Raw genomic sequence first — 16,618 nt, forward strand, 5'->3', positions numbered from 1 at the left:
CGGTAACACCTGCGCACAATAACCAGGCAGAAAAGTGCAACCTTCGGCGCAACCCTCAAGTAGGCGTCGAATCCTTCGCGGGCAAGCCCGCTCCCACAGGGTTTGGCGCAATCCCTGAGGTTTATGGGATATTTGTGAGAGCGGGCTAGCCGCGAAGAGGCCAAAAACGGCTTCCCAGGCTTGGCCAAAGCTGGCACCATCGCGCCTTTTTTCATCAAGGCTCTGGTGCTGGGCGCAAAGGTCTGCGGACATCCTCGCGACGTTGCGCTGCAGCGATGCGACAAACTGTCCCGCCAGCGACCCGAGCCCCCTGCGACCCGGTTGGATGTCACTGAGCCGCTATGCTAGCGTGGCGCTCGCCAGGAAGGCCGCCAACAGCTGGGAACGCACCCGAACACATGAGGACCGCACATGGCCGAGGCCACGCCCGCGCTAGAAATCCGCAACCTGCACAAACGCTACGGCGAGCAGGAAATTCTCAAGGGCATTTCGCTGACCGCCCGTGACGGTGACGTGATCTCCATCCTGGGGTCGTCCGGCTCCGGCAAGTCCACCCTGCTGCGCTGCATCAACCTGCTGGAGAACCCGCACCAGGGGCAGATCCTCGTCGCCGGCGAAGAGCTCAAGCTCAAGGCTGCCAAGAATGGCGACCTGATCCCCTCCGACAACCGCCAGATCAATCGCCTGCGTAGCGAAATCGGCTTTGTCTTCCAGAATTTCAACCTGTGGCCGCACATGTCGATCCTCGACAACATCATCGAGGCGCCGCGCCGGGTGCTGGGCCAGAGCAAGGCCGAGGCGATCGAACACGCCGAGGCGCTGCTGAACAAGGTTGGCATCTATGACAAGCGTCACAGCTACCCCGCCCAGCTTTCCGGTGGCCAGCAACAGCGTGCTGCCATTGCCCGTACCTTGGCCATGAAGCCCAAGGTCATCCTGTTCGACGAGCCGACCTCGGCGCTCGATCCGGAAATGGTCCAGGAAGTGCTTAACGTTATCCGCGCATTGGCCGACGAAGGCCGTACCATGCTGCTGGTGACGCACGAGATGAACTTTGCCCGCCAGGTGTCCAGTGAAGTGGTCTTCCTGCACCAGGGCCTGGTGGAAGAGCAAGGAACGCCGCAGCAGGTCTTTGAAAACCCGAACTCGGCGCGTTGCAAGCAATTCATGTCCAGCCACCGCTAACGGAGCAATACATGCAGACCTACAAGAAATTCCTCCTGGCCGCCGCCGCCACCCTGGTCTTCTCGGCCAACGCCATGGCCGCGGAAAAACTGCGCATGGGTATCGAAGCGGCCTACCCGCCGTTCAACAACAAGGATGCCAGCGGTAACGTCGTGGGCTTTGACAAAGACATCGGCGACGCCCTGTGCGCCAAGATGAAAGTCGAGTGCTCGGTGGTCACCTCCGACTGGGACGGCATCATCCCCGCCCTGAACGCCAAGAAGTTCGACTTCCTGGTGTCGTCGCTGTCGATCACCGACGAGCGCAAGCAGGCGGTCGACTTCACCGACCCCTACTACTCGAACAAGCTGCAGTTCATCGCGCCGAAGAACGTCGACTTCAAAACCGACAAGGCCTCGCTCAAGGGCAAGGTGATCGGTACCCAGCGCGCAACCCTGGCCGGCACCTGGCTGGAAGACAACTACGGCGATGATATTCAGATCAAGCTGTACGACACCCAGGAAAACGCCTACCTGGACCTGCTGTCCGGCCGTATCGACGGCATCCTCGCCGACAAGTACGTGCAGTACGAGTGGCTCAAGAGCAAGGACGGCCAGAACTACGAGTTCAAGGGCGAGCCTGTAGAAGAGTCCGACAAGATCGGCATCGCCGTGCGCAAGGGTGACGACAAGCTGCGTAACGACCTCAACGCCGCCCTGAAAGAAATCAAAGCCGACGGTACGTACAAGAAGATCAACGACAAGTACTTCCCGTTCAGCATCGAATGATTCGCCCCGACCGGCACGCCCTTGCGGCGTGTCGGTCCCTAGAACGCATCTACCCATGAATATCGACCTGCACGGATTTGGTCCGGCCTTGTTGGCTGGCACCTTCATGACCGTAAAACTGGCGCTTTGCGCCCTGCTGCTGGGGCTGGTCCTGGGCCTGCTCGGCGCACTGGCCAAGACTTCTTCGATCAAGCCACTGCAATGGCTTGGCGGCTTCTACTCGACCCTGGTTCGCGGCGTGCCTGAGCTGCTGTGGGTCCTGCTGATCTATTTCGGTACCGTTGGCCTGGTCAACAGCTTGGGCGAAGCCCTGAATATTCCCGGCCTTGAGCTCAGTGCCTTCGCTGCGGGCGTAATCGCCTTGGGCTTGTGCTTTGGCGCCTACGCCACGGAAGTGTTCCGTGGCGCGATCCTGGCGATTCCCAAGGGCCACCGTGAAGCGGGCATGGCCCTGGGCCTGTCCAAGGGCCGCATCCTGTCGCGGATCATCCTCCCGCAAATGTGGCGCATCGCCCTGCCGGGCCTGGGCAACCTGTTCATGATCCTGATGAAAGACACCGCACTGGTGTCGGTGATCGGCCTGGAAGAAATCATGCGTCACTCGCAGATCGCGGTGACCGTGAGCAAGGAGCCGTTCACCTTCTACATGGTTGCGGCCTGCATCTACCTGAGCCTGACCGTGATCGCCATGACCGGCATGTACTTCCTGGAAAAACGCGCCGCTCGCGGCTTCGTGAGGGCCGAACAATGAACTGGGAAGTCATCATCAAATGGCTGCCACGCCTCGCTCAGGGCGCAACCCTGACCCTGGAGCTGGTGGCTATCGCGGTCATCGCCGGATTGATCCTGGCGATCCCGCTGGGTGTCGCCCGCGCTTCGCGGCACTGGTACGTACGCGCCTTGCCCTACGGCTACATTTTCTTCTTCCGCGGCACTCCGCTGCTGGTGCAGCTGTTTTTGGTCTACTACGGCCTGGCCCAGTTCGATGCGGTGCGCAGCAGCGCGCTGTGGCCCTACCTGCGCGATCCGTTCTGGTGCACCGTGCTGACCATGACCCTGCACACTGCCGCCTACATCGCCGAGATCCTGCGTGGTGCGTTGCAGGCGATCCCCAAGGGTGAGATCGAAGCGGCGCGCGCGCTGGGCATGTCGCGGGCCAAGACGCTGTTCTACATCATGCTGCCACGCGCCTCGCGCATAGGCCTGCCGGCCTACAGCAACGAAGTGATCCTGATGCTCAAGGCCAGCGCCCTGGCCAGTACCGTCACCCTGCTGGAACTGACCGGCATGGCACGGACCATCATCGCCCGCACCTACTTGCCGGTGGAGATCTTCTTTGCTGCCGGGTTGTTCTACCTGCTGATCTCGTTCTTGCTGGTGCAGGGGTTCAAGCTGCTGGAACGCTGGTTGCGCGTGGACGCCTGCCAAGGGCGCTGAGTCAGTAGCGGCCTCATCGCTCCTATTGACTCGGTAGGAGCGGGCTTGCCCCGCGATGAGGCCATCACTGACACCCTTTGACTTCCAACGCCCAACGCCCATGAAACCCACGCCGTTGCTCCACAGCGCTCAACTCCTCGAACGCTTCCAGGCCCTCGACCCATTCATCGTCGAGCACCAACACCTGTGGAAACCAAGGCCGTTCACCTCATTACAGCTACCTTGGGAAGCCCAACACCCACAGCTCTCGACCTGGTTGCGCCAACGCTCGCTAGAAGACGCCGACGCCCAACTCGACCCCAGCCAACTGCCCTCCCCTTTCCCCGAGCTGGCCACCCAAGCCCAGCACCTGAGCGAGCTCGGCGAGCTACCTGACGCAGGCCTTCCCCCTGCCGGCCACCGCCTCGACGTCGGCGTGCCCGGCCGCAAATGGCAACAGATCGAAGCCTTCAGCCGCCGCCTGAGTTTTCGCCAGCACACCCAGCACTGGCTGGATTGGTGCTCAGGCAAAGGCCACCTCGGCCGCCGCCTGTTGCAGCCCGGCCAACAGCTGACCTGCCTTGAATACGATGCCGCGCTGGTCGCAGCCGGCCAGGCTTTGAGCGATCACCACCACCTCCCAGCCATCCACCAGCATCAGGATGTCATGGCCGCAGACAGCGCCCGTCACCTGGATGGCAACAAAAGCGTGGTCGCCCTGCATGCCTGTGGCGATCTACATGTCCGCCTGCTGCGGCTAGCCGCCGAGCAGGGCTGCCAGCACGTCGCCCTGGCCCCCTGCTGCTATAACCGCATCCAGGCCGAGCACTACCAGCCGATGTCCACAGCCGCCAGTGCCTCGACCTTGCAGCTGGATCTTGATGACCTCGGCCTGCCCTTGAGCGAAACAGTCACCGCTGGCGCCCGCGTACGCCGCCAGCGAGATACCTCGATGGCACGGCGACTGGGTTTTGACCTGCTGCAACGCGAGCAACGCCAAAGCGACGACTACCTGCCAACCCCGTCCCTGCCCGTTAGCTGGCTGGAAAAGCCCTTTGCCCAGTACTGCCGTGACCTGGCCGAACTCAAGCAACTGACGCTCAGCGGCGAACCCAACTGGGCTGCATTGGAGGCTGCCGGCTGGCAACGCTTGGCGCAAGTGCGCAACCTGGAGCGGGTGCGCAACTTGTTCAGACGGCCCTTGGAGCTGTGGCTGGTGCTCGATCGTGCGCTGTTCCTGCAAGAACAGGGTTACAACGTGCAGGTTGGCTTGTTCTGCGAGTACCCACTTACCCCTCGCAACCTGATGCTAATGGCCGAGCTAAAAGCTGGAAAAACCTGTGGATAAGTCTGTGCACAAGCTTTTGATGAACACTGCATAATTTCGGATCCAAGGTGCTATTTAAAGCCTTCCGCTTACCCTCTCGGATCTTCAAACCCAGCAAAAACAGGCCTTTGCGCAAAGACCGGTGGTAACGACCAACGGTATGCCTTCAGCGCAACGCTGGCATGCCCCTTGTGCATAAGCGTTTTGCGGCATAGCGCGAAATGGGAGCTGGCAACGTGCCCACCGAACAAATCCACTGGGTTACAATTGCCATCACTGCGCACCTTGCACTCAGAAATAACCAGACCTACGAACGGACTTCGAAATCGTGATCCAAGCCAAACCCCTCGCCCTGCTGAGCTTCGCCCTGGCCCTCGGCGGCTGCGCCAACAACGCCCCCACGCCAAAAACCACTGACCTGGGCTGGAACACCCCCGGCATGCAGCTTGGCGGCGACCATGGCCTACCGCTGCGCGCCGAGACGCCTTGCCGCAAGCGCGGTTGCGACAACGACAAGCTGTTTTTCAACCCCGCCACGCCCGAGCCAAGCGTCAATACCATCCACCGCGGCTGGTAGGAAATTTCTCCTTTCGGCGCGGTAACTTAGGTCTTTATGCAAAGATCGCACGGAAGGTATTTACAGCCGCCAACCGATCGCTATAATGACGCCCCTGTGCCGGTATAGCTCAGATGGTAGAGCAACTGACTTGTAATCAGTAGGTCCCGGGTTCGATTCCTGGTGCCGGCACCATACACAACATCAAAGGCTCACCTTCGGGTGGGCCTTTTTTGTTTTCCGCTGCCCCGCACTCCAAACAACTCACTCGAGCACACGCTCAGCCGCCTAACGATAAACCTGCTCCCGAACACGTTTATCCACAGCGACCCAAGGCGAAAATCCGCTGCATGAGCAAGCGTGGCTAAAGGCTCGCCGACGGAGCGCTATGCCATTCACGGCCCAAAACATTCTTACAGAGCGCCACCTACAGATGACCGCAAATCATCTACCCCCTGAACATCAATCCTTTGTCACCCCTGCGCGCTGTGCCTTCTAATGCAGAACAGGTTTCATACAGACCAAGCACAGGGACCCCGTCATGATTCTGGGAAGCACGCTCGAACAGTGGTATGCCCGTTTTCCGTTGATCCGCGATCTGGTCGCGCTGCAACAGACCACCTGGTTCAACCCCGGCGTAGCGCCGACCGCGCAAGCCCTGGCCGACGTAGGGCTGACTGCGGCAGATGTGGCCGATGCCAGCGCGAGGCTGACGCGGTTCGCATCCTACTTACAGCGCGTCTTCCCAGAAACCCAAAGCAGCGGCGGCATCATCGAATCCGACATCATGCCGCTGACTCGGCTGCAGCCATTGCTAAGCGAGCGCTACGGCCAGACCTTGACCGGCGCGCTATGGCTCAAGCGCGATAGCCATCTGCCCATTTCAGGCTCGATCAAGGCTCGCGGCGGCATCTATGAGGTGCTCAAGCATGCCGAAGACCTGGCCCTGGCCGCCAAGCTGATCACGCTCGATGATGACTACGCGCTGCTCGACAGCGAGCGGGCCCGGGCGTTCTTTGGCCAGTACACGATTGCCGTCGGCTCGACCGGCAACCTGGGGATGTCGATTGGCATCATGGGCGCCGCGCTGGGGTTCCAGGTGACCGTGCACATGTCGGCAGATGCCAGGCAGTGGAAGAAGGACACGCTGCGCGCGCACGGGGTGACGGTGGTCGAGTACGCCAGCGACTACAGCGTGGCGGTTGCCCAAGGGCGCCAGCAAGCCGAGGCCGACCCTGGCTGCCACTTTGTCGACGATGAAAACTCGGTCAACCTGTTCCTCGGCTACTCGGTGGCCGCCGAGCGCCTGAAACTGCAATTGGCGGCGGCGAACATTCGCGTCGATGCACAACACCCGCTGTTCGTTTATCTGCCTTGCGGCGTTGGTGGCGCACCAGGGGGCGTGGCCTTTGGCTTGAAGCTGGCGTTTGGCGATGCGGTGCATTGCATCTTCGCAGAGCCGACCCATTCGCCCTGCATGCTACTGGGGGTATACACCGGGCTGCATGACCAAGTGAGTGTGCAGGACTTCGGCATCGACAATGTGACTGCCGCTGATGGCCTGGCGGTGGGCCGCGCTTCGGGGTTCGTCGGCAAGGCCATGCAGCGTTTGCTCGATGGTTTCTACACGGTCAGCGACGAGGAACTGTACAGTTTGCTGGCGCTGATGCAGCGCAGCGAGGGTCTGCGTCTTGAGCCTTCGGCACTAGCCGGTGTGCCCGGTATTGCCAGAGTGCTTGCTGAGCAGCAGGGTTACCTAGCGCGCCTGGGCCTGGATCGCCAAGCCATGGCCCACGCCACCCACCTAGTGTGGGCAACCGGGGGCAACAGGGTGCCCGACGATGAAATGCAAACGTATCTGGCCAAGGGCCGGGAACTGCTGGCCCAACCGCAAGCTTGAGGGAAACCGTGCTCAACCTTCCGCCACGTATCAGCTCCCGGCTGAACAGCAGCCAGTTCGCCAACCTGCATACGTTTCTGGTGGCGGCTCGGCACCTGAGCTTCGCTCGAGCAGCGCAGGAGCTGTGCATCACCGCCAGTGCCGTGAGCCACAGGATGAGTCGGCTGGAGCAGGCGCTGCAGATGAAACTGTTCCAGCGCCTGACTCGCCAGGTCGCCCTGACCGATGAAGGCGAGAGGATCTTCGCGATACTTCAGCAGGCGATGGGCGACTTGTCCGAGGCGCTTGAGCCCTCGTCCCAAGCCGAGGTCGCTGGATCGATCGCGCTCTACGTGAGGCCGTCCATCGCCCAATGTTGGCTGGTGCCGAAGCTGGCGGATTTCATCGAACGTTACCCTTCTATCGCGTTGGATCTGCGCGTGGGCAATGACAATGTCGACTTTCGCACGCGCAAGATCGACCTGGCCCTGTACTACGCCAATGGCGAGTTTCCTGGGTTGACCAGCCACAGGCTGATGCACGAACACCTGGCGCCGGTGTGCAGCCCTGAATACGCACAACGCCATGGCTTGATGGAAAACCCGCAAAATCTACAGCACTGCACCACCCTGCACGACTCCCTCGCCTGGGATCATGCCGCCTATGATGCGGAGTGGACACTATGGGCCGCGCAACACGACCTACTGGCAGCGCTACCCAAACGCAGCCTGACCTTCGATCGTTCCGACCTGGCCGTGACAGCCGCCATCAACCACGCCGGCATCGCCATCGGCCGGCAGCAGTTGGTGCAAAAGCATGTGGATAGCGGCGAGCTGGTGCTGCCTCTGGGTGGGTTCTGCCGCTCAGGCCACTATGATTACTACCTGGTGCATCCGGTACTCGATAGCGTACCTAAGCGGTTAGCGGTATTTATGGATTGGCTGCGGGAGTGCGCAAAACCCTGACTGCACAAGCGACAATCGGTCTTGTTTCAGTCTAAATTTGGTCTAGGATAGGCGTACTGAACACGAGGTGCTCCCATGAGAGTCGAAACTATTAGCTATCTCAAGCGCCATGCCGCCGATTTGGATCTGGAAGAACCCATGGTCGTTACCCAAAACGGTATTCCCGCTTATGTCGTTGAGTCCTACGCTGAGCGCAAGCGGCGGGATGAAGCTATCGCTTTAGTCAAGCTCCTGGCCATGGGGTCACGTGAATACGCCCAGGGAAAACACAGCGACGCGCAAGAGGTGAAAGCGCGGTTGTTGAAGAAATTTGCCAAGGAGTAACGGCTACCGCATGGGCACGATCAATCTGCGCTTCACCGACTGCGCTTCGCAAAGCCTGGAAGATCAGGTTCACTACCTGGCGATCTATCACGGAACAGATATCGCACTGGGAAAGATTGCCAGCCTGATCGACACCATCGAAGAAAAACTCGTTGCGACGCCTGCGGGCTACCCGGTTAGCCCCCAAGCCAGCGATCTGGGCGTAATTCAGTATCGTGAACTCAATGTCGATGGCTACCGGGTCTTCTACGAGATCTATGATGTCGACAACGCCATAGCTGTTGAGCTTGTGCTTAGACAAAAGCAGAGCGTTGAACAGGCCCTCATCAGATACTGCCTGATTTATCCCTTTGCCTGAGCGCAACCGATACTCAAGACACGATTGGCCTCTTCGCGGCAAGCGTGCTTGGGAAGAGGCCACGTGCCCTCAGAACGACGTACTCACCGTCACCGCCAGATTACGCGGATCGCCATAGATCGCCCCCGCATAGAACCCGTAGCGGGTGTAGTAGTGCTTGTCGAACAGGTTGTTGGCATTGAGGCTCACCGCCGTGTCATCGGTCAGCTGGTATTTGGCCATGGCGTTCCAGATTGCGTAGCCCGACCAGTTGACGTCGGTCGCGCCCGAACTCACACCATTGACCGGCTGCCCAGCCGGGCTTGAGATCGCGCGGATGTTGCTTTGCGCAGTGACACCTGCGCCGACGGTGAGGCGCTCAAGCGGGCCGGACAAGCGATAGGTAGTCGAGGCCTTGAACAGGTGCGCGGGGTCGCTGCGCCCGTCACTGTCGATGCGCCGGAAATGCAGGTAGGTGTAGCCGGCATAGACGTTCCAGTTCGGCGTCAGCGCGCCAGCGAGCTCCAGGTCGATACCGTCGGTTTCCTGGCCAGTGCCGGTGGTGTAGGCATCACCGCCGGTAGGCGTGGACTGGCCGTCGTCGAGCACCGCTTTGTTCTGTTGCTTGGTGCGAAAGTAAGCCGCAGAGGCGTTCAGGCGGCCGTCGAGCCAGGCCGCCTTGATGCCGGTCTCATAGCTCTGCCCGCGGATCGGCTCGACCTTGCTACCACTGACGGTCTCTTCGCTCTGTGGGTTGAAGATGTCGGTGTAGCTGGCGTACAGCGAGTAATTGTCGTTGAGGTCATACACCACGCCCAGGTAAGGGGTGACGATGCCGTTGTTCTGCTGGTTGCTGCGCACGCCACTGACGTTGCGGGTGGTGGCCGAATAGTCAGTGCTGCGCACCCCGGCAATCACCGACAACGGATCGCTGATGCTCAAGCGGGTGGCGGCGTACAGGCCTTGCAGGCGGGTGGTGGTCTTGCTGTGGCGGCCGGTCCTGGAGGCGAGCATGGCGTAGTCGCTGTCCACGCCATTGTGCCAATCGCTCAGCGGCAAGCCATTATTGGCGCGGAACTGACAGCCTAAGGCCGGGGCACTGACGCGATCATCGCTGAGCATGGTGCAGGTGTATTCCGGCGACCAGGCGACGGTGCGGCTGTCGTTGTAGCCGACCATCGCCTGATGGGTGCGGCCGAACAGCTGGAACGGGCCAGACAGATCGATCTGCGCCGACTGCTGGGTGGTGTCGCTGGAGCTGTGCAGGCCATTGAGCACAGCGCCGCTGCCGTCCTGCTCCCAATAGCCGCCATAGCTGCCCCGGCCCGCCGAATTGACCTTGGCCAAGCCGCGGTGGTTGAGCGCCTCGGTTTCACTCTGGGCGACTTTCAGGTCCAGGCTCCAGTCGTTGTCGAAGCTGTGCGCCAGCGAGCCGAAGGTGGTGCGGGTGGTGTATTCGCCAAAGCTCCAGCTGGGGACCACGTTGGTGCTGCGCGGCAGGTCGGTCTTGCTGCCGTCGCGGTACCAGATGGGGATGTTGGCCCCCCAGCCGCCGCCGACCACTTTGTTGTACTCGTACTGGTAACCCGCTCCAAGGGTGGTGGCGTCATCCAGGTCGAACTCGAAGTTGGCCAAGGCGGCGCGGGAGCGCTCGGACTGGTTGTCGCGGAACGAGTTGGCATCCTGCTGGGTCATCACGAAGCGCGACCGCAAGCGGCCATCTTCGGACAACGGCAGGTTCAAGTCGGCGCCCTGGCGGCGTTTGTCCCAACTGCCGTAGGTGGCATAAGCACTGCCGCCGAAGGTTCTGCTCGGCGCTTTGCGGATCAGGTTGACCGTTGCCGAAGGATCACCGGTACCACCCAGCAAGCCATTGGCGCCACGGACGATATCGATGCGCTCGTACAGGTCCATGTTCAGCGCATTGCCGCCGCCGCTGAAGTCAGAGCCACCGAGAAACTGCAGGCCATCCACCTTCCAGTTGGAAATCGAGTAACCGCGTGCGCGAAAATCGGTACGCCCGCCCACTTCCATCTTGCTCGCAGTCACCCCAGGGGTGGTGTCGAGCGCCTGCTCGATGGTGTGGATATCGCGGTCATCCATCTGTTGCCGAGTAATGCTGGTGACTGACTGCGGGGTCTGGCGCGGGGTAAGCTTCAGGCCCGTTGAGCTGCGCGTGCTCTCGACGGTATAGCCAAGCTGACCCGCTTGATCGGCCGGCAGCAGGGCGCTGTCTTCGATCTGCGTGGCATCCAGTTCCAAGGGCTGGTTGTCGGCGGCCAGGGTCTGGGCGCTGAAGGCCGCAGCGATGCACAGGGCAAGCGGAGTAAGGCGGCTAGTACCGCGTACTGAAGGTGACATGGGGTGGCTGATGCTCTGAGTCATTGGGAAAGCTTCGTATTCGCAGATGATTTTTTGATACGATTCTAGGCATGCGCCCTCTGCGCACCATGGCCGGCATGTACGGGCATGTAATCGAACGTAACGAGCACTGCTGGCGCTCCCCGAACAGGTACTTGGCCCATGAGCACCACCCTGCTGGTTGTCGATGATGACGACGAAATCCGCGAACTTCTCTGCGACTACTTAAGCGATGCTGGCTATGCGGTACTGGCCGCCGCCGATGGCGAGCAGATGCGCCAACAGTTGGCGCGGCACAAGGTCGATCTGGTGGTACTGGACGTGATGCTGCCTGGCGAAGACGGTCTGAGCCTGTGCCGCCAGTTGCAGGCCCAGCCGGGCCTGGCAGTGATTATGCTGTCGGCCAAGGGCAGTACCTTTGATCGCATCATCGGCCTGGAAGTGGGCGCCGATGATTACCTGGCCAAACCTTTCGAGCCACGCGAACTGATCGCCCGGATCAAGGCCGTGCTGCGTCGCCCGCAGCGCCTCGAACAGGCCGTAGAGGCACTCGCCCAGGACGAGCAAAGCTTTGCTGGCTACCGCCTGGACCACATCAAGCGCCTGCTGACTTGCCCCGATGGCCAGGCGCTGTCCCTGCCCCGCTCCGATTACCGGGTGCTGCGCGAACTGCTCGATGCCAACAACCGGGTGGTCTCGCGCGATCTGCTGACGCGCAGTGCATTTGGCCGCGACCACCTGCCTGACGACCGCTCGGTGGACATGTGCATCAGCCGCCTGCGCCAGCAGCTGCGGCGCAGCCCGGATGGCGCGGTGCAGATTCTCACCATTCGCAACGAAGGCTATCTGCTCACCGGCGCCCAGCGCTGACATGCGCCTGCCGATCCCACTGCGCCGCCTGTGGCCGAAGACCCTGTTCGGCCAGTTGCTGCTGATCATGGTCAGCGGCACTCTGGTGATCCAGCTGATGTCCAGCAGCATCTGGTTCGACGTGCGCTTCGCCCAGGTCATGGAAGCGCCGGTACGCCTGATCGCGGCCCGCAGTGCGCCACTGATCGCCCAGGCCGACTGCCATGCTGGCAGCCTGCAGTTGCCCAATCACTACCAGGTACGCTGCGCCGAGTCCGAGCCTGTCGCGCGCACAGACGAGCGCCGCGGCCGACACCGGGTCGAGTTGCTGCTAGATCAAGCCCTGGCATACGAACTGGGCCGCGACGCACACGCGCGCCTGCTCAAGGTGCAACTGACCGATGAGCTCGGCCAGCCGATCGTCTGGCGCAGTCTGTTTGGCCTACGCACCGCCCAGGCGCATATCCAGTTCGCCGTGCCCCTGGCCGACGGCCACTGGCTGACCATCGACGGCGAGGAACTGCAGGGCTGGAGTGGCGAGTCGGCCTGGGTGCTGATCAGCGACTACTTGCTGAGGGTGTACGCCTTGCGCATCGTCGCGGTACTGCTGGTATGCCTGATTGCCGTGCGCCTGTGCCTGCGCCCGCTACGCCGCCTAGCCGATGCCGCGCGGGGCTTGGGTAGCAATCTGGAACAGGCGCCGTTGCCGCTGGACGGCCCAGAGGAAGTACGCCAAGCAGCCCAGGCCTTCAACGCCATGCAGCAGCGCTTGATTGCCATGGTCAACGACAAAGCCTACTTCCTCGCAGCGGTGTCGCACGACCTGCGTACGCCGCTGACGCGCATGCGCCTGCGCCTGGAACGGCTTGAGCCGGGCGAACATAAAGAGCGACTGCGCCAGAACATCGTGCAGATGGACGAGATGATCGGCCAGGTCCTGGATTACCTGCGTGCCGGCGAGCAGCAGAACCTGCAGCAGGTGGACATGGACCGGTTGCTGGCTCGCCTGTGCGCAGACCTCGCAAGCGCTGAAGAGCCGCTGCCGGTGCATGGCCAGGCGGGGATGATCGAGGTCGACGCGCTGATGCTGCAACGCTGTTTGCAGAATCTTCTGGTGAATGCGCTGCGTTATGCCAAAGAGGTTTCGGTCACGCTGCAGCCGACTGCAGACCAGGTTGCCATCCATATCGATGACCACGGCCCAGGTATTGCCGCTGCGCAGTTGAGCACCATCACCGAGCCGTTCGTACGTGGCGAGAACTCACGCAACCAAGCCTCGGGAGGTTACGGATTGGGGCTGAGTATCGCTCAGCGAATCGCAGCCAGCCATGGCGGTGATTTGATCGTAACCAATCGCCCCGAGGGTGGCTTGCGAGTCAGCGTGCTACTGCCCAGATCTCGAGCCACGCCGTAGAAGTGTGATGACGCTCAGTTACCCTGAAGCACTTTCAGCGCGGCCTCGGCTAGAAACCCAGAGCGGCTTTTCTGCTCAGGATGATTCTTCACATAAGCGTCGATTCGGTTGAGCAAATAGGCCGGTAATGTGATGTTCAGTTTTTCTGCCTTGCCTAGGTAGCGAGTGATGTCGATATCGATCAGTGCCCAGGTGCAGCCGGCATAGGCCGGATCAGCGGCGTGCACCGTCACTTTGCGGGCTTTGGGGATCTCCTGTTGGTCCTGGGCAAGCAGCTCCAAGTGGCCTTCGATGGCCTCACGAGCCATGGCCATGGCGTCGTCCAAATCCTCGCCTGCCGAGTAACAGCCAGGAATATCCGGGACTTCCACGCCCCAGGCATGGGCGTCGTCACCGGGAAAAATCGCGATAGGGAACAGCATCGGGTGCTCTCCATGGTCAGCTGGCATAGCCGATCCGCGCCTGCCGCAGAATGCTGGCTGCCGTCTTTGGCAGCAGATCTTTCTTTGGATGGGGGATGGTGACCAGCCCGGTCTTGTGTGGATGCTTGAAATGGTGGTGGCTGCCACGCGTGCGCACCAGATACCAGCCATCTGCTTGGATGACGCAAATCAGTTCGCGGCTGTTCATGAACCTTCCTTGGCTGCCGCAGTGGTTATTATACCCACCGATACGCAACTATCAACACCATACCCACCGCTTGGCGGTGGATTGCTCACAAGCAAGTATGGTGAAGGCGGAAATGAGAGCCGAAAACAAGTGATGCGGGATCTTGCCGAGTACAGGTCGCAGCTCAGCGCTGGCGCCGTAACTCCACCAACCGCCGACGCATTTCGCGATGCCGCTCGCTATTGAACACCCATGCCGCCAACAACGGCAGCGCCAGCAGAATCGCCAATAGCACCGCATTCAAACCGCTTCCCAACAGACTCAATGCCATCAGCAACGCCACGAACGGGACGGGTAAAACAACCCACATGGCCCACTTGAGGCCGCGGATCATCGCGAAGTGCCCAGCGCAGAGCAACAGCGCTAGCGTTGCCGTGCCCATCAGGGTGTACAACGGATTATCCGGATGATTGCGCCAGTGACTATCGATCCACATAGCCAGTGACAAAGCCCCCGACATCACACAGGTGAAAAAGCCCAACAAAAACGTTGGGAAGTAACACCGCATGAAAGCCTGGAACTCGCCAAACTTCATCATCACTCGAACTCCTCATAGAGGCCCACGGCGATGCTTTGCACCGTGGCACTGCCGGCTAGACCAAAAGTGGCACCAAGAGAGTCGCGCAACAGCGTCTGGGTGGCATGGTTGATCTGCGTGGGCGTGTAGCGCTTGGTCATCGTGCCTGCAGCCTGCTGTAACTTGAGCTGCTTGGGCGTGAGACTGGGATGCTTGATCGAAAGCAGCTCATCGGTGAGCGCCTTGCGCTGCTGCCGGCTGAGTGATCGGGTCAGTTCAAGCCAGCTGCGCCCGGTCGAGGCCTTGTGCACCTGAAGGTATTTGAGCGTGGTCAGCCCCGAAGCCCCGACGCCCAGCAGCGACGCGCCATCGAGCACCTTGGAAGCCGCCTGGTACCACTGGTTTTCATCCAGTGCATCGTTGGCGGCCGGATTGGTCACTTCGCGCACCGTACGGATAACCCCAATGGCGCACTGGGCAGTGCTGGCTGCAGCTGCTGTACCGCCGACATAGGTCAGCACCAGGCTGGTACCTGCAGTGAACGGCGCGGCGATGGTACCGCTGAAAACCACCCACCAGCCGATGAATGCACCGGCGCAGGAAAGCGAGGTGTTGATCGCTTCCTTGACCACTCGCGACTCACGCGGATTGTTTTGCAACTGCTCGGTGTACTGCGCGGGGGTCTGGTATTTGTTGATTTCCCGCAGAATCACGCGCTTGGGCCTGATGCTGCAGATCGGCTGGAACTCACGCAGGGTAATGACATTGAAGTCAGCGTCAATGTACACAACCCCTGCCCCAACGATGCGGGGGTCGGCATCGATCGCGGCGAACATTTTCGGCAAGTTGATTCGTGCCTGGATTCGCTGACGCGCGAGAAACTGCGAGGTATTACCCAATGGGTTTGCCAAAAGGTCTGTCACGAGTGCTGTCCTTGCAGAAGTAGGCGGGCGTGCCTCATAGGGAGGCGGGCTTGCCCCGCGATGAGTCCGCGTCGTGACGGACTCGATCGCGGGCCAAGCCCGCTCCCACGAGGTACTTAACTGCCTTGAAGATCAGGCATCAAACGTTCGGGCAAGGCACCGGCGCCCAGTCACCCATGTCTGGGTTGCGGCACATACCGTTGACCTGATCCTGGCCAGCCTTGGCCACTTGCTGGGCCTCGGTTTTCTTGCTGGTGGCGTTCTGCAGGGTCTTCTCGGTAGCGACGGCTTCTTTCGGCACGTCAGGCAGCTTGGTCTTCTTCACCGCCTTGGCCTTCTTGCCGGTGGTCGCGGCTTTCGGCGATTCGGCCGCTGCCACCACGGTCACATCGGCGCGCTGTACACCCACCTGCTTGAGGTCCTGCTCGTAGGCTTGGGTGTAGTTGTTGAGGTTCTCACCCAGGCGACCGCTGACAGCGCTGATCAGGTTGTTCGACTCTTGCAGGCCAGCGACGATCTCGGCCAGGCGCTTGCGCCCTTCGGTGTCATTGATGCGGTTGGCCTTGCGCCCATCCATGAGGTTGGCGAACTCGCGCTGGTAGCAGCTCTGCGAAGCCTTGGCGTAAGTGGTGGTACGGTCCATGTCGGCCGCGCTCTTGTCGATGTCGGTAGCGTACGAGGCGATGCGCTGCTTATCGTCGCTGATCTGTTTCTGACGCTCGGTGTAGTAGCCCGCCGCGCCACCGACCAGGGCACCGCCTGCGGCACCAATCGCGGCATTGCGGCCGCGCTTGTCACCGTCGACCAGGGCGCCGGTCAGCGCGCCGCCGACCGCGCCGAGCAGGGCACCGGTGGCGACCGACTTGGTCATGTCGGAGTCGGTGGAGCGCAGGTGCTGCACAGGCTCGTAGCAGCTTGGGTAGTACTCGACCTTGGTGCTGGCACCGACCTTGGAGACCGGCGAGCCAGCACAGCCGGCCAACAGTACGGTGCTGAAGCCTGCGGCCAGGAGCAGTGCGGTACGGGCCTGGGTGGCATTGATCAGAGCGTTACGGGTGAAAAGCATGGTCAGGTTCTCGCTTGGGTTGTACAGGTCCGGGTGGCGTCATGCCGCCCGGGATGGCTTGCT

18 protein-coding genes and 1 tRNA gene are annotated in these 16,618 nt (G+C 61.2%); 13 read left to right on the top strand and 6 right to left on the bottom strand.

Annotated elements, in window-relative coordinates:
• Positions 1-411: 411 nt before the first annotated feature.
• The 11 genes from HU737_RS21020 to HU737_RS21070 all read left to right on the top strand — a co-directional run bounded on the left by HU737_RS21020 (position 412) and on the right by HU737_RS21070 (position 8,777).
• Complete coding sequence (locus HU737_RS21020; RefSeq protein WP_186552803.1) at positions 412-1,185, top strand: ABC transporter ATP-binding protein; 774 nt, start codon at positions 412-414, stop codon at positions 1,183-1,185.
• A gap of 11 nt (positions 1,186-1,196) precedes the next feature.
• The gene (locus HU737_RS21025; RefSeq protein WP_186552804.1) at positions 1,197-1,952 is read left to right on the top strand and encodes an ABC transporter substrate-binding protein; all 756 of its coding nucleotides are present in this window, start codon (positions 1,197-1,199) and stop codon (positions 1,950-1,952) included.
• A gap of 55 nt (positions 1,953-2,007) precedes the next feature.
• Complete coding sequence (locus HU737_RS21030; protein ID WP_186552805.1) at positions 2,008-2,703, top strand: ABC transporter permease; 696 nt, start codon at positions 2,008-2,010, stop codon at positions 2,701-2,703.
• Positions 2,700-3,389: an ABC transporter permease gene (locus tag HU737_RS21035; RefSeq protein ID WP_186552806.1), complete on the top strand. Its 690-nt coding sequence runs from the start codon at positions 2,700-2,702 to the stop codon at positions 3,387-3,389. Before HU737_RS21030 ends, HU737_RS21035 begins: the two co-directional genes overlap by 4 nt.
• A gap of 100 nt (positions 3,390-3,489) precedes the next feature.
• Positions 3,490-4,716 carry a methyltransferase gene (locus HU737_RS21040; RefSeq protein ID WP_186552807.1) on the top strand — a complete coding sequence of 409 codons (1,227 nt, stop codon included), beginning with the start codon at positions 3,490-3,492 and terminating at the stop codon, positions 4,714-4,716.
• 307 nt (positions 4,717-5,023) lie between these two features.
• The gene (locus HU737_RS21045; protein WP_186552808.1) at positions 5,024-5,272 is read left to right on the top strand and encodes a hypothetical protein; all 249 of its coding nucleotides are present in this window, start codon (positions 5,024-5,026) and stop codon (positions 5,270-5,272) included.
• Between the two features lie 98 nt (positions 5,273-5,370).
• Positions 5,371-5,446 (top strand) — tRNA-Thr (locus tag HU737_RS21050).
• 346 nt (positions 5,447-5,792) lie between these two features.
• A complete protein-coding gene (gene dsdA / locus HU737_RS21055) occupies positions 5,793-7,151 on the top strand; it encodes a D-serine ammonia-lyase (protein WP_186552809.1) in 1,359 nt (452 codons plus the stop codon).
• 8 nt (positions 7,152-7,159) lie between these two features.
• The gene (gene dsdC, locus HU737_RS21060; RefSeq protein WP_186552810.1) at positions 7,160-8,095 is read left to right on the top strand and encodes a DNA-binding transcriptional regulator DsdC; all 936 of its coding nucleotides are present in this window, start codon (positions 7,160-7,162) and stop codon (positions 8,093-8,095) included.
• A gap of 75 nt (positions 8,096-8,170) precedes the next feature.
• Positions 8,171-8,419 carry a type II toxin-antitoxin system Phd/YefM family antitoxin gene (locus HU737_RS21065; protein ID WP_186552811.1) on the top strand — a complete coding sequence of 83 codons (249 nt, stop codon included), beginning with the start codon at positions 8,171-8,173 and terminating at the stop codon, positions 8,417-8,419.
• 10 nt (positions 8,420-8,429) lie between these two features.
• Positions 8,430-8,777: a type II toxin-antitoxin system RelE/ParE family toxin gene (locus HU737_RS21070; protein ID WP_186552812.1), complete on the top strand. Its 348-nt coding sequence runs from the start codon at positions 8,430-8,432 to the stop codon at positions 8,775-8,777.
• A gap of 69 nt (positions 8,778-8,846) precedes the next feature.
• Here HU737_RS21070 and HU737_RS21075 read toward each other — a convergent pair whose 3' ends face one another.
• Positions 8,847-11,141: a TonB-dependent siderophore receptor gene (locus HU737_RS21075; protein WP_186552813.1), complete on the bottom strand. Its 2,295-nt coding sequence runs from the start codon at positions 11,139-11,141 to the stop codon at positions 8,847-8,849.
• A gap of 138 nt (positions 11,142-11,279) precedes the next feature.
• On the opposite strand from HU737_RS21075, the gene HU737_RS21080 reads away from it, so the two are divergent.
• Together HU737_RS21080 and HU737_RS21085 are read left to right on the top strand one after the other, a co-directional pair.
• Positions 11,280-11,987: a response regulator gene (locus HU737_RS21080; RefSeq protein WP_186552814.1), complete on the top strand. Its 708-nt coding sequence runs from the start codon at positions 11,280-11,282 to the stop codon at positions 11,985-11,987.
• Between the two features lies 1 nt (position 11,988).
• The gene (locus tag HU737_RS21085; protein WP_186552815.1) at positions 11,989-13,380 is read left to right on the top strand and encodes an ATP-binding protein; all 1,392 of its coding nucleotides are present in this window, start codon (positions 11,989-11,991) and stop codon (positions 13,378-13,380) included.
• Between the two features lie 14 nt (positions 13,381-13,394).
• Here the strand turns inward: HU737_RS21085 and HU737_RS21090 are convergent, their stop codons facing one another.
• From HU737_RS21090 to tagQ, 5 genes are all read right to left on the bottom strand, one after another.
• Positions 13,395-13,802, bottom strand: coding sequence for a type II toxin-antitoxin system HicB family antitoxin (locus tag HU737_RS21090; protein ID WP_186552816.1), 408 nt, complete (start codon positions 13,800-13,802; stop codon positions 13,395-13,397).
• 16 nt (positions 13,803-13,818) lie between these two features.
• Positions 13,819-14,010, bottom strand: a complete 192-nt coding sequence (locus HU737_RS21095; RefSeq protein WP_186552817.1) for a type II toxin-antitoxin system HicA family toxin — start codon at positions 14,008-14,010, stop codon at positions 13,819-13,821.
• 163 nt (positions 14,011-14,173) lie between these two features.
• Positions 14,174-14,587, bottom strand: a complete 414-nt coding sequence (locus tag HU737_RS21100) for a hypothetical protein (protein ID WP_186552818.1) — start codon at positions 14,585-14,587, stop codon at positions 14,174-14,176.
• Complete coding sequence (gene ssp4 / locus HU737_RS21105; protein WP_189661677.1) at positions 14,587-15,477, bottom strand: Ssp4 family T6SS effector; 891 nt, start codon at positions 15,475-15,477, stop codon at positions 14,587-14,589. The genes HU737_RS21100 and ssp4 overlap by 1 nt, the downstream gene beginning before the upstream one ends.
• A gap of 151 nt (positions 15,478-15,628) precedes the next feature.
• Entirely contained in the window at positions 15,629-16,555 is a 927-nt protein-coding gene (gene tagQ / locus HU737_RS21110) for a type VI secretion system-associated lipoprotein TagQ (RefSeq protein ID WP_186552820.1), read from the bottom strand.
• Positions 16,556-16,618: the final 63 nt, after the last annotated feature.

This window comes from Pseudomonas urmiensis (assembly GCF_014268815.2).
Taxonomy (GTDB): domain Bacteria; phylum Pseudomonadota; class Gammaproteobacteria; order Pseudomonadales; family Pseudomonadaceae; genus Aquipseudomonas; species Aquipseudomonas urmiensis.

Excerpts from the sequence above, each read along its gene's own strand:
- HU737_RS21085 (WP_186552815.1), top strand. The coding sequence starts at position 11,989 with ATGCGCCTGCCGATCCCACTGCGCCGCCTGTGGCCGAAGACCCTGTTC.
- HU737_RS21025 (WP_186552804.1), top strand. The coding sequence starts at position 1,197 with ATGCAGACCTACAAGAAATTCCTCCTGGCCGCCGCCGCCACCCTGGTC.
- HU737_RS21020 (WP_186552803.1), top strand. The coding sequence starts at position 412 with ATGGCCGAGGCCACGCCCGCGCTAGAAATCCGCAACCTGCACAAACGC.
- HU737_RS21065 (WP_186552811.1), top strand. The coding sequence starts at position 8,171 with ATGAGAGTCGAAACTATTAGCTATCTCAAGCGCCATGCCGCCGATTTG.
- HU737_RS21100 (WP_186552818.1), bottom strand. The coding sequence starts at position 14,587 with ATGATGAAGTTTGGCGAGTTCCAGGCTTTCATGCGGTGTTACTTCCCA.
- HU737_RS21030 (WP_186552805.1), top strand. The coding sequence starts at position 2,008 with ATGAATATCGACCTGCACGGATTTGGTCCGGCCTTGTTGGCTGGCACC.
- dsdA (WP_186552809.1), top strand. The coding sequence starts at position 5,793 with ATGATTCTGGGAAGCACGCTCGAACAGTGGTATGCCCGTTTTCCGTTG.
- HU737_RS21080 (WP_186552814.1), top strand. The coding sequence starts at position 11,280 with ATGAGCACCACCCTGCTGGTTGTCGATGATGACGACGAAATCCGCGAA.
- HU737_RS21090 (WP_186552816.1), bottom strand. The coding sequence starts at position 13,802 with ATGCTGTTCCCTATCGCGATTTTTCCCGGTGACGACGCCCATGCCTGG.
- HU737_RS21040 (WP_186552807.1), top strand. The coding sequence starts at position 3,490 with ATGAAACCCACGCCGTTGCTCCACAGCGCTCAACTCCTCGAACGCTTC.
- tagQ (WP_186552820.1), bottom strand. The coding sequence starts at position 16,555 with ATGCTTTTCACCCGTAACGCTCTGATCAATGCCACCCAGGCCCGTACC.
- HU737_RS21070 (WP_186552812.1), top strand. The coding sequence starts at position 8,430 with ATGGGCACGATCAATCTGCGCTTCACCGACTGCGCTTCGCAAAGCCTG.
- HU737_RS21035 (WP_186552806.1), top strand. The coding sequence starts at position 2,700 with ATGAACTGGGAAGTCATCATCAAATGGCTGCCACGCCTCGCTCAGGGC.
- HU737_RS21075 (WP_186552813.1), bottom strand. The coding sequence starts at position 11,141 with ATGACTCAGAGCATCAGCCACCCCATGTCACCTTCAGTACGCGGTACT.
- HU737_RS21095 (WP_186552817.1), bottom strand. The coding sequence starts at position 14,010 with ATGAACAGCCGCGAACTGATTTGCGTCATCCAAGCAGATGGCTGGTAT.